This is a genomic window from Sphingobacterium sp. InxBP1 (genome assembly GCF_026191775.1).
GTDB lineage: Bacteria > Bacteroidota > Bacteroidia > Sphingobacteriales > Sphingobacteriaceae > Sphingobacterium > Sphingobacterium thalpophilum.
Window position 1 is genome coordinate 607,170 of sequence record NZ_JAINDX010000049.1, and the last position, 12,032, is coordinate 619,201.

Annotated in this window: 8 protein-coding genes; 5 read left to right on the forward strand and 3 right to left on the reverse strand. The window is 43.4% G+C overall.

The window, feature by feature from the left end; translation table 11 throughout:
• The first annotated feature begins 1 nt into the window (after position 1).
• The 3 genes from K7A41_RS22405 to K7A41_RS22415 are packed head-to-tail and all read left to right on the forward strand — an operon-like array spanning position 2 to position 4,519.
• A complete protein-coding gene (locus K7A41_RS22405) occupies positions 2-1,855 on the forward strand; it encodes a RagB/SusD family nutrient uptake outer membrane protein (RefSeq protein ID WP_265715655.1) in 1,854 nt (617 codons plus the stop codon).
• Between the two features lie 10 nt (positions 1,856-1,865).
• On the forward strand, positions 1,866-2,561 hold the full coding sequence (locus K7A41_RS22410; RefSeq protein ID WP_265715656.1) for a DUF3823 domain-containing protein: 696 nt from the start codon (positions 1,866-1,868) through the stop codon (positions 2,559-2,561).
• A gap of 44 nt (positions 2,562-2,605) precedes the next feature.
• Positions 2,606-4,519 carry a family 43 glycosylhydrolase gene (locus K7A41_RS22415; protein ID WP_265715657.1) on the forward strand — a complete coding sequence of 638 codons (1,914 nt, stop codon included), beginning with the start codon at positions 2,606-2,608 and terminating at the stop codon, positions 4,517-4,519.
• Between the two features lie 125 nt (positions 4,520-4,644).
• Here K7A41_RS22415 and K7A41_RS22420 read toward each other — a convergent pair whose 3' ends face one another.
• The 3 genes from K7A41_RS22420 to K7A41_RS22430 all read right to left on the reverse strand — a co-directional run bounded on the left by K7A41_RS22420 (position 4,645) and on the right by K7A41_RS22430 (position 8,680).
• Entirely contained in the window at positions 4,645-7,002 is a 2,358-nt protein-coding gene (locus tag K7A41_RS22420) for a glycoside hydrolase family 127 protein (protein ID WP_265715658.1), read from the reverse strand.
• A gap of 216 nt (positions 7,003-7,218) precedes the next feature.
• Positions 7,219-7,797, reverse strand: coding sequence for a hypothetical protein (locus K7A41_RS22425; protein WP_265715659.1), 579 nt, complete (start codon positions 7,795-7,797; stop codon positions 7,219-7,221).
• A 73-nt stretch (positions 7,798-7,870) separates the two neighbouring features.
• Complete coding sequence (locus tag K7A41_RS22430) at positions 7,871-8,680, reverse strand: metallophosphoesterase family protein (protein WP_265715660.1); 810 nt, start codon at positions 8,678-8,680, stop codon at positions 7,871-7,873.
• A 486-nt stretch (positions 8,681-9,166) separates the two neighbouring features.
• On the opposite strand from K7A41_RS22430, the gene K7A41_RS22435 reads away from it, so the two are divergent.
• Both K7A41_RS22435 and K7A41_RS22440 read left to right on the forward strand, forming a co-directional pair.
• Positions 9,167-10,801 carry a glycoside hydrolase 43 family protein gene (locus K7A41_RS22435; RefSeq protein ID WP_265715661.1) on the forward strand — a complete coding sequence of 545 codons (1,635 nt, stop codon included), beginning with the start codon at positions 9,167-9,169 and terminating at the stop codon, positions 10,799-10,801.
• 58 nt (positions 10,802-10,859) lie between these two features.
• Entirely contained in the window at positions 10,860-11,900 is a 1,041-nt protein-coding gene (locus tag K7A41_RS22440; protein WP_037532205.1) for a pectinesterase family protein, read from the forward strand.
• Positions 11,901-12,032 lie beyond the last annotated feature (132 nt).

Consider the following 12,032-nt stretch of genomic DNA (forward strand, 5'->3'; position numbering starts at 1 on the left):
AATGAAGAAAATATATATGGGAATGGCGTTGTTTGCGACGCTATTATTCAACAGCTGCAACCATGATGATTGGTTTGACCGCGATTCCAAAGCGCTGATTACGGATGATCAGTTGTGGAACGATCCGACTATGCTCACCTCTTTATTAGCTAATTATTATGATCGTCTGCCAACGATGCATGGTGTCTTTAATACGGGGGGAATGACTGAACTGGATGATGCGATGTGGTCGGGTCACAGGGATCAGAATTGGCGAAATGATTTTCAGTTTGGCGATGATTACGGGCGGTACTGGGATTACGGGTTTATCCGGGATATCAATCTTTCTTTGGAAAATATCGAAAAGCTAAGTGTACAGTTATCGGATTCCCAAAAGAAACAATATATTGCCGAACTGCGTTTTATTCGTGCGTTTGTTTATTTCGAACTGGTTAAGCGCATGGGCGGAGTGCCCATTGTCACAACGCAACTGATTTATGATTTTAGTGGCGACCCTACACCTTTGCAGGTTGCGCGTGCCAAAGAACATCAGGTGTACGATTTTATTTATAATGAACTTCAGGAGATCAAAAATGATCTAGAGGCCAATCAAGCAAGTAAAACAAGGGCAAATAAATATGCCGTTTTGGCCCTGCAAAGTAGAGCAATGCTATATGCAGCCTCTCTGGCAAAGTATAACAATTTGATGGCTACGCCGATCAGCACGCCTGGTGGGGAAGTTGGTATTCCTGCGGCCATGGCCAGGGATTATTATACCAAATCTCTGGCGGCGTCTAAAGAAATCATTGCGGGGCCGTATTCGCTGTACAGTGAAAATCCGGACAAGGGCGCTAACTTTTACGATATGCTAAATAAGAAGACGGGGAATGAGGTGATCTTTGCTAAGGATTTTGCAGTTGGACTGAAGGTGCACCGCTTTGCCTATGATAACATTCTGAAGAGTATGACTGAAGATAATGAATCATCTTCAACGATTTCTCCTTCGCTCGCTTTAGTGGAAAGTTTTGATTATCTAGACGGCGCGAAAGGTATTTTGCATGACCGCGATGCCAACGGTAACTATATTGCCTACCAAAATATCCAAGATATCTTTGCGAATAAAGATGCTCGTTTATATGGTACGGTTATTTATCCAGGGACGTTGTTCCGTGGCAGGTCAGCAAGCATACAAGCTGGAGTTGCCATCTGGAACAATAATCGCTATCAACTGTATGTCGCTCCTCGTTTGGGGCAGCAGCTCGATGAAGAGCTGGGGAAACCATATGCCGGCGGTCTGTGGACAGGTTTCGATGGGCCACAGATAGATGCGCAGGACGTGAGTAATACTGGCTTTTATATTCGAAAGTTTATAAGCGATGCTCCCGCAGCGAGCACGCGAGGTACTTCTGCCGCAAATTGGTGGCCTTGGTTTCGGCTAGGAGAGGTCTATTTAAATGCTGCGGAAGCGGCCTTTGAGCTGGGTCAGTCGGACGCTGTCCACTATATCAATGCCCTGCGAGTTAGAGCTGGATTTCCCGAAAATAGCATAACTTTATTAACCATGGATATCATCCGAAACGAACGGCGCGTAGAATTGGCCTATGAAGACCATCGTTTTTTTGACTTAAAAAGATGGCGTCTCGCCCATCTAGTGTGGAATGGCTCAGAAAATGATGATAATGCCGTTGTGAGAGGCTTATATGCCTATAGGATCGCCAGACCGGGCCATACCGACAATGGAAAGTTTATTTTTGAACGGGTACGTCCTAACCGGTTTAGAAAGGCTCGTTTTTTCCGCTTAGCAAATTATTATGCTTCGATCAAACAGTCGGCCATCGATGCCAATCCAAAGATTGTTAGAAATCCTTATCACTAATTTAAATGCGATGAAAATAAAAATTTTAAAAATATACGCTATCGTGTTCAGTCTAACGCTAACAGCGTGTGAATATGATAATTTTGAGGCTCCAAAGTCTGTTTTGTCCGGTCAGATTACCCACGAGGGAGCGGCTGTTCAAATACGTAATAATGGACCTGAGCTGGAACTTTGGCAGGATGGATTTGCTCTTCGATCAAAAATTAATGTGTATGCTGACCAGAACGGACATTTTTCAGCGGAACTTTTTGATGGCCGATATAAATTGACCCGGCTAAGTAATGCACCTTGGTTACAGCAGCCTACAGATACCATTCTTGTGGAGGTCAAAGGGAATACAACAATAAATGTACCCGTCACTCCATATTTTAGTGTGCCGAATGTGAGCGCGAGCTTTTCGGGCAATACGGTAACTTGTGGTTTTGAGGTATCCAAAGTTTTGGAGTCGGCACAAGTGGACGACGTGAGACTATTTATCTCAACGACCACTATTGTGGACAACGTGAACAATGAGCAAAATGAGGGATTTAATCTTGCTAACTTAGCTTTTGGACAAAGCATGTCAATGACTGCTTCACTAAATGATCTACTGCTAAGAAAGGCTGCTAAATTAAATATTGACCAGCTTTTTGTGCGTATTGGCGTGCGTTCTAAATCTGCTGGAGAATACAACTTCAGTTCCGTTGAAAAAATTAAGATAAAATAGCAACTTACATAACAGGCCACGTTAGTGGCCCAATATAGATCTGAATGAAAAAAAATAAAATTATATCCTTTGTTACTTTATTGTTGCTGCATGTTTCGCACTATATATGTGCTCAGGTCTATCACAATGGACCGGTCGAAAAGGACTTTGCTGGCTATTTATTCGCTTACTTTAAGGGTAATGCTGTTCAAGATGAAGCTGTATGCTTTGCCATCAGTACTGATGGATACACGTATCGGGCGCTAAACGGCAATCGTCCGGTGCTGGATTCGAAGCTAATCAGCAAAACTGGTGGCGTGCGCGATCCACATGTATTGCGAGGTGTGGACGGCAGGACTTTTTATATGGTGCTGACTGACATGACTTCGTCTAAAGGATGGGACTCCAACCGTGGTATGGTCTTGTTGAAATCCCAAGATTTACTCCATTGGTCATATAGTAAAATCGATATCCAGCAACGATTTGCAGGGCAGGAATCGTTGAAGCGCGTATGGGCGCCCCAGACCATATTTGATGCTGAAGCTAAAAAATATCTGGTGTATTGGTCGATGAAACATGGAGATGGCCCAGATATTATTTACTATGCCTATGCCAATCCGGATTTTACAGATTTCGAGACCGAGCCACGGGTACTGTTTACCCCAAGAAATGGTCTGTCTTGCATTGATGGAGACATTATAGAAAAGAATGGTCTGTTTTATCTGTTCTACAAAACAGAAGGACATGGCAATGGGATTAAAGTGGCTATTACTGATGGCTTGACTTCGGGAAAGTGGGTAGAACAACCAGGATATAAACAACAGACCAAGGATGCTGTGGAAGGCTCTAGCGTATTCAAACGTAATCAATCTAGTCAATATGTCCTGATGTATGATGTTTACGGTAAGGGAAAATATCAGTTTTGTGTATCGGATGATCTGGATAGATTCAAGGTAATCGACCATGAGATCGATATGGATTTCCATCCACGTCATGGGACAATTATACCGATTACTAGACAGGAATTGGCGGTACTGACTGCGAACTGGGGTGTACCGCAGGATATATCTATTGGTTTAAAGAAGAATCCCGTACTTAACGGGTTCTATGCGGATCCGGACGTGCTTTACTCCCACAAAACTAAAAAATACTATATCTATCCAACAAGTGATGGATTTGATGGCTGGGGAGGTTTCTATTTTAAAACCTTTTCATCCACGGATCTGGAAAACTGGAAGGATGAGGGCGTAATCCTTGATCTGAAAAAAGATGTTCCCTGGGGGCCCCGTAATGCATGGGCGCCTAGTATCGTTGAGAAAAAGAAAGGAAATGATTACAAATATTACTATTATTTCACGGCGGCGCAAAAAATAGGTGTTGCGGTAGCTGATCTGCCGACGGGGCCTTTCAAGGATTCGGGCAAACCATTAATTGATTTTAAGCCTGCTGGTGTGAAGGGAGGCCAAGAAATCGATCCGGCTGTCTTTCATGATCCGAAGTCTGGCAAAAGTTATTTATATTGGGGAAATGGCTATCTCGCTGTTGCGGAACTTGATCGAGATATGGTCTCCATCAAAAAGAATACGGTCAAAGTGTTGACGCCAGACAAGACATTTCGCGAAGGTGCATACGTTATCTATCGTAATGGGCTTTATTACTTCTTCTGGTCGGAGAATGACACCCGTAATGAAGACTATCGCGTGCGTTATGGAACCTCTCCTTCACCTTATGGGCCAATAACAGTCCCCGAAAACAATCTGATCTTGCAAAAGGATATATCTAAAGGGATTTATGGTACGGGTCACAACTCGGTGTTGCAGGTTCCAGGCAAAGATGAGTGGTATATCGTATATCATCGGTTTAGTTATCCTGATGGAATAGGTATGGGAGATGCGGCGGGTTTTCATCGAGAAGTGTGTATAGACCGACTTTATTTTGATAAGCAGGGTAATATCTTGCCCGTTGAGCCGAGCAATTAATTTATTCCGGCCATTTTCTGTTGGAAGGGAAACCATTGAAATTGTCAGCTACACGGTCGTGGCAAGATAGCTGGACAAAATGGGGGCAGGCTTCGTCAGTCAGGTTAGATGGTTAGCTCCGGGAGTTATTCAGACCGGAGCATTCGTATTTCCAATATTTTGTGAGTAGGGGACTGCAAAGTCCCCTTAATTTTTACTTCGACTTGCGGCTGACCTGCAGCTTCTTTCGGAAGCTGGAGCCGAAAAACCTGAGGCTGTACATGGTCTGCCACGTTGCGGAGTGTTCCAACAAGTGTCCCATTGACAAGGATTTCAGTTGTGCGGGAGGTGTCGCCCAAGAATTTGACATACAGTACGGCATTATTTGTTTGTTTCATCCGGTAACTGAACCAGCTTTTGGTTTCCCGCCAGCGGATATCGTCTATTAGACCGGCTTGACTAGCTTCTTCACGGAAAAAATGGTCGGACTCAGGCTGCTGTTCGCCTACAGCGATTTTGTCTACGGTAATAGCCGTTAGCGCCAGACTTTCTCGTTCATCTGCTTCGATCTGTCTTTGCAATTCGTGTAATGTTGATTGGTTTGCCTGAGGCCAATACATTATGTAGCGGCAATCATGGATACCATAGAATGGTTCGAGTTCCATGGACAGTGAATCTTTTGAGCGGAATAGGCCGTTCAAGCGAAAGTGAAGTGGTTTAGAGGCTATAGGATCAACGAGCGTACTAATGGAGTCAGGACTGGCAACCAGAATAGGAATATCTCGTAATGGAATTTGTTTGCCGGACGCGATATGTCCCATTCGACTGTCGTCGGCTAGCAGACCTTTAAGGTCATCTGTACCCGAGCGGGCAGCCAGGACAATAGGTCCATATAATAGGCTATAGTAATTGCTACGGTCTGGCAGTTGTTCGGCACGGATGTTCATAGGAAGCTTCATGCGTACGTGGTCCCCGGCCTTCCAAGTGCGTTTTATCTTGAAATGGGAGGTGCCTGAGTCTTCTAGCTGAATGGGTTTACCGTTAATAAAGATTTGCGGTAGGCCCGCTAGCCAGCTCGGTTTGCGTAGATTTAGTGTAAATGTACGTTTCTTTTTGGTATTTATCCTTATGGAGGTATATGCCGTGCTTGGAAAACTATTTTCCTGAATGATCTCCACGCCTTTATCCTTCCAATTTAATCGAGAGGGGATAAAAAGATTGACATAAAGTTCATCATGATGATGAGCATAAATCATTTCCCCGTGTTTAGCATGGTTTTCCATACCAGACCCTACACAACACCACATACTGGTATGAGGCTGTGAATATACACGATAATGACCGGGACGGATTTGTGTAAAATAAACAAAACCGCCGTGCTGAGGATGCTGGGTAGACAAGATATGGTTATATAAGGCCCGCTCATAGAAGTCAAGGTATTTTGCCTGCTGATCAGTTCGGTAAAGCATTTTTGTTAAGCGTAGCATATTGTAGGTGTTGCAGGTTTCGGGGCCTTCGATGCTATAGACCATTTTGGAGAAATCATCCGTTGGATTAAAATGTTCACTTACGCTGTTTCCGCCAATGGAGATCGATCGATGTTTAGCAACATTATCCCAAAAATAACGTACGGCGTCAGACCATTGTTGGTCATGCGTAAGCTCCGCTATCCGGCTAAAGCCAAGTACTTTAGGTATCTGCGTATTGGCGTGAAGTCCGGTTAGTTTGTCCTGGCGGGATATCAGTGGCATTAGAATAGAATGATGACTGAATTTTCGGGCGAGCTCGAGATAATTCGGGTTCTGTGTGATCGCAGCGACGTCGGCAAATGTTTCATTGAGCCCGCCATGTTCGCTCCTTAGCATCTCCTGGATCTGTGTTTCAGATAGCTGCGAAACCAACCTAAGAGCCCAATCGGTCATGTCAATAAGCATATTTTTTGCCTTCTGATCACCAGTTAATAAATATGCGTCGCGGAGACCAGCATAGGTCTTATGAATATTGTATAAAGGTACCCACTTTCCATTCAGATTAAAGCTTCCAGAGTGGATATTGCCCCGTTGGATCTCTTCCCAAATGAGTTTTCCGCCCGGTACTCCACCGATATACCCGTTACCATTGGCTTGTTGGCAGCGTTCCAGATTGGAGATCATATAATCGAGCCGGTTTTTCACGCGGGGATCACCAGTCGATGCATACATATAGGAAAGTGCAGAGAGATAATGGCCACCGATATGGCCGTCTAAGCCTGTGCTTTCCCAATTTGTATAGCTTTCTTTCCTATGTGGCAGGCCGGCCTCACGTAAAAAAGGTGTGAGAAGCCGATCGGCATCCATCGCTAGTAGATATTGAAGATCCAGTTGCTGAGCATGTTGAAAAGGACTAGGCAGTAATCTGACATCGTTTAAATCAAAATATTGTATCGGGCCGGAGATTTGGGCTGATAAATGCTGGCCGAGCGTTACTGTCAGAATGAGAGAGGAAAAGATGCGTTTTAACTTCATGGTGTACTGGAGCTTATAAGTTTCTTAGCAGGACCTGCCGATTGGTTGACGGCAGCTTTTATCACGTAAAGACTGCTAAATCAAAGATAAGATTTGCTTTAGTATTTTTAAATGTTTTTTTTACATTTATTATAAAAGCCTGTTGACTAGTTCCCAGAAAGGTTTTCATCTGTTAGATAAGTAGAAACCGTGCTTCTACGTGATCTTTCGCTGCGACTATTTTCTCCTTATCTGTAGCTTGACACCTATAGTTAAGCCGATATAATCATCAAAGTTCAGGTAGCTATTGGGAATCCCGCTAGCGAGATAGAGGTCGCTACTATGAAAATCATAATATAATCTGATGCTCTCGAAATAAGAGGTTTGGGATTTGAGCCGGTAGATAAAGTCTTGCCCTACAAACAAATTAATCCGTAGTCTGGTGGAGAAACTATAATAACTGCTAGGATATTTATCAGGCTCTTTGTACCAGAATTGTTTACCCAGCGTAGTATTAAAATATACCCCTGTGCGTAGTGGATGGTATGCTGTCTGCTTGTTGACGGGTACCGACCATGGGGTGTAAGTCTGGCGCAGTGTCAGTGTCAGTTTGGCTCGGTCAGTATCATATTTCGGAACATAGCCAATGAGAAAATCTGTAGACCACTGGTGTTTTTTTCCGTAATCCCAGCCCCACCCCAGAGAAAATAGACCTATAGATCCAGCGTATTGAATGATATAACTGGAGGGGATGAGACGGAAAGCGGTTCTTTTGAGTTCTCTGTTTCCCGTGGTATCGACCAACTTGTCGGACATTGTTTGCATGTCCTGGGCGAAACCTGTACTCGTTAATAATATAAATAAAGATACTAATTGAAGCGTTTTGCATTTAAAAGGAAACAAGCTCATGGGTGTAACTGTCTTTAGTGATCGTAAAAATTAAATACTGCCGCTTACCTATGTTGGGTGTCCCGTAGTAGGTAACCCCATCGTCAAAAATGTCTTCCTGTTGATAGCTGTGGTCATGACCATTGTTGCAATACAGCAAATTAGGGTATTGTTTTATGCTATGTTGGAACATGGGAGCAACATTGTTGTTAAACTGATCAGAGGTGGGACGGGCATGCATCAAAACGATTGTTTTGTCAAATCTTTCACTGTCCGTTAAACGTTCGCGTTCGATAAATGAAAAATCAGGGACGGGTGTGGAATAATCTGATTCAAGCGCATTGGTATTCAGACAAAGGAATTTGGTTCTCCCAGCGATAAAAGTGTAATTGGGAACGCCGAAAACCTTTTCAAATATTTCTTCACCATTGGCCAGACAATCGTGATTGCCCAGTAATACGACATAAGGCTGGTTGAGCTTTTCTAGGATATTGCGTTGCCAGAGAAATTCTTTGGTGAGTCCAAAGTCGGAGATATCACCGCCATGAATAATAAAGTCAATGTCAGTTCGAGAGTTGACTATTTTTACGAAATCGTCAAGTTCGTTATACCATCGTTGCGAATCGCTAATAAAGGCATATCGTATAGTATCGCGCTGCGAATAGTCGCGCTCGATTCTGATAATGTTCTGATTGTTGATGTTGGTCTTGCCATCTATTTTTCCCGAGTAAGGATGTATGTCAAACATGTTGCATCCGTGTAGCAGTAATGTGGTGCAAAATAGAGTCAGATAAATGGGTAGCGTTTTCATCGTTTGTGATTTTATTGACTTTTTGAATATAAAAGTAAGTTTTAACAATAGAATCTCAAGTGCTAAAGAATTTTTATTACGCTGGCGTGATATTGTCAAGTATAATATCTGTACGATCTGAATAACCTTTTTATGAATGATGATAACGATTGCGTAAATTTTGTTTTATAGTGCATATAAAAAATACTAAGTTTAAAGATGCAACCGGTTGCTGTGTTCTGATACAGACAATTATCTGGTGTAGAGAATTAAGGGATATATAATTAACTCGCATAACCAAATTAATGACGAGACCTAAAAAGCATAATGTACACGATGGAGAACGTTCATTCAGCACTCATTTTGGTCAATTGGCCGTGGTCTCTCCTGTGGGGGGCTGTTCATAAGCGATGGTGGCGGTTCTTCGACTGGGTTACTCAACGAGAAGACGTTTGCGTATAGCGATTTTATCACTATTAGATTGCAATAATAAACTATAATAAAGATATGATGCATATTTGGAAAGTTTCCGTTCTATTTAGTTATCTAGTGTTGGGGCATTTTACCTTAACATTTGGTCAGCATTACCAGTCTCAGGTCTGGCGGCCTGACCTTGGAAATGGAAAATTCAAGAATCCGGTAATCAATGCGGATTATTCCGACCCAGATGCCATACGGGTTGGGGAGGATTATTATATGATTGCATCAAGCTTCAATCACAGTCCGGGGCTTCCCATTTTACATTCCAAAGATATGGTGAACTGGACAATTATTGGGCATGCTCTGCAACGGCAGGTGCCGGAGACTGTATTTAACAAAGTACAGCACGGCGGTGGGGTGTGGGCTCCGTCAATACGGTACCATGAGAACGAATTTTACATTTATTATCCGGATCCAGATTTCGGTATCTATCAAATAAAAACAAGGGATATCCGAGGTCCTTGGTCTGAACCAGTGCTGGTCTTTGAAGGAATGGGGTTGATCGATCCTTGCCCATTTTGGGATGAAGATGGTAGAGCGTATCTGGCCTATGCTTATGCTGGGAGTCGTGCCGGACTAAAAAGCGTTATCGGCATTGCGCCAATGAATGCTGAAGGCACTAAAGTACTGAACAGAGGCACTATTGTCTATGACGGCCATGAATTGGATCCGACCATAGAGGGACCGAAAGTTTATAAACGTAATGGTTATTATTATTTATTTGCGCCGGCCGGCGGAGTCGCAACTGGTTGGCAACTCGTACTGCGGTCCAAAGATATATACGGCCCTTACGAGCGAAAGGTGGTCATGGAGCAAAATAATTCGACAGTCAATGGGCCCCATCAAGGGGCATGGGTAAACACACCGACAGGAGAAGATTGGTTTTTCCATTTTCAGGACAAGGAAGCTATGGGACGAGTGGTGCATCTGCAGCCGATGGTTTGGAAGGAAGACTGGCCCATAATCGGCGAGGACGAGGACGGCGATGGTGTAGGAACCCCAGTAATGATTTATAAGAAACCTCATGTCGGAAAGCAGCAGTTGCCTGTCGTCAATCCACAGGAATCTGACGAGTTTGATAGCCCTCAGCTTGGACTCCAGTGGCAATGGCAGGCTAATCCCGACGGAACATGGCTGATGCCTTCGCATAAAGGCAATCTTCGTCTCTACACACAGTTGCTGCCTAAAGATGGCAAGAATCTGATGGCGCTTCCCAATATCCTCACGCAAAAATTTCCGGCTGAGGACTTTACTGCAACAACGCGAGTAAGACTCCGGCCCAATGAAAAGGAGCTGGGAGAACGGGCGGGACTCGTGGTTGTTGGAGAAGACTACAGTCAGCTGTTTATACAAAAGAATAATGGTGTTTTTCGCCTTTATTATGGTAGTTGTTCCAAAGCCTACAGCGGAAATACAGAAAATGTGCGCGTTGTCACTACGGTACCGGATGACTTTGTATTTCTGCGTGTCCAGGTTAGAAAAGGTGAAATCTGCAATTGGTCCTATAGTATTGATGGTAAAAAATATATAGATATTGAAAAGGATTTTCGGGCTAGACCGGGAAAATGGATTGGTGCGACACTTGGACTATACGCTAGCCGTGACAAACAGATTAACGACAGTGGATATGCGGACTTCGACTGGTTTCGTATAGGTAAATGATGCCATTGTCACAAAAGGAAGAAGCGTAAATACGCTTAACGATTTATTATAGTAAAGGATGGATAAATGTTTTATATTAAACAAGCTGCTTAAGCTGTATTGGGTCTTTATACTAATATTGGCCGGAGGCCGGCTACATGCTACTGCGGCGACCGAAATTATTGTTGTCGATCAACAGGGGGGAGGGAATTTTACGACGATACAGGCTGCGATTAACTCGGTTCGTGCTTTTCGAGGCGAACATGCTGTACGGATATGGGTTAAAAATGGTATTTATCATGAAAAAGTCGTTATACCATCTTATTTAGAGAATATACAATTGATTGGAGAGGATGTTACCGGGACAAAGATTGTATACGACGACCATGCCGGGAAGATGGCGGACTGTCCTGATGAAACAGGCGAGATAAAGCGGGGAACGTTTAACAGTTACACACTTTTGGTGCGCGCTAATTCAGTATTGATTAAGAACATTACGATCGAAAATGCAGCTGGACCGGTCGGACAGGCTGTTGCGCTTCATCTGGAAGGCGATCGTATCGCAGTCGTAAATTGTCGTTTACTGGGCTATCAGGATACCTTGTATCTCGGAAAAAGTGGCGGAAAGAACTATTTTGCTAACTGTAGTATCTATGGTACTACCGATTTTATTTTCGGTCCCGGAACATCTTTTTTTTGTGATTGTAAGCTGTTTTCATTGAGCAATTCCTATGTGACAGCGGCCTCCACGCCTGCTGGTGAACGCTACGGCTATGTATTTTATAAAAGCCAGTTTTTACCTGTAGACCAGTCGGTAATGAAGGTGTTCCTTGGCAGACCCTGGCGTCCTTATGCTAATACCGTTTTAGTCGACTGCTATTTGGGACCACATATTGTACCGGAGGGCTGGAATGAATGGCACGGTGACGAGTTATTCCCTCAAAAAGAAAAAACAGTTTTTTATGCTGAACTGGGGTCTAAAGGCGAGGGAGCAAAAGATCTTTCCAAACGGAAACGCTGGTCGCATCAACTAGGAGATGACAAACGTGAGTTTTATCGGCTTGAACAGGTTATGGGAGACTGGAACGTAAATAAAATGCTCCATGAAATGGGAGAATAAAACCTTCTCATTTATAATAATCGTCAATTTGTATTTTCGCAAACAGTTGATATCGCATGTATGTTACCCTCAATAAGATGCGAAGAAAAAATAATTTAAACTTTTTATCTAGTAGCATTGTGTTATGTGTGG

Excerpts from the sequence above, each read along its gene's own strand:
- K7A41_RS22405 (WP_265715655.1), top strand. The coding sequence starts at position 2 with ATGAAGAAAATATATATGGGAATGGCGTTGTTTGCGACGCTATTATTC.
- K7A41_RS22430 (WP_265715660.1), bottom strand. The coding sequence starts at position 8,680 with ATGAAAACGCTACCCATTTATCTGACTCTATTTTGCACCACATTACTG.
- K7A41_RS22415 (WP_265715657.1), top strand. The coding sequence starts at position 2,606 with ATGAAAAAAAATAAAATTATATCCTTTGTTACTTTATTGTTGCTGCAT.
- K7A41_RS22410 (WP_265715656.1), top strand. The coding sequence starts at position 1,866 with ATGAAAATAAAAATTTTAAAAATATACGCTATCGTGTTCAGTCTAACG.
- K7A41_RS22435 (WP_265715661.1), top strand. The coding sequence starts at position 9,167 with ATGATGCATATTTGGAAAGTTTCCGTTCTATTTAGTTATCTAGTGTTG.
- K7A41_RS22440 (WP_037532205.1), top strand. The coding sequence starts at position 10,860 with ATGGATAAATGTTTTATATTAAACAAGCTGCTTAAGCTGTATTGGGTC.
- K7A41_RS22425 (WP_265715659.1), bottom strand. The coding sequence starts at position 7,797 with ATGTCCGACAAGTTGGTCGATACCACGGGAAACAGAGAACTCAAAAGA.
- K7A41_RS22420 (WP_265715658.1), bottom strand. The coding sequence starts at position 7,002 with ATGAAGTTAAAACGCATCTTTTCCTCTCTCATTCTGACAGTAACGCTC.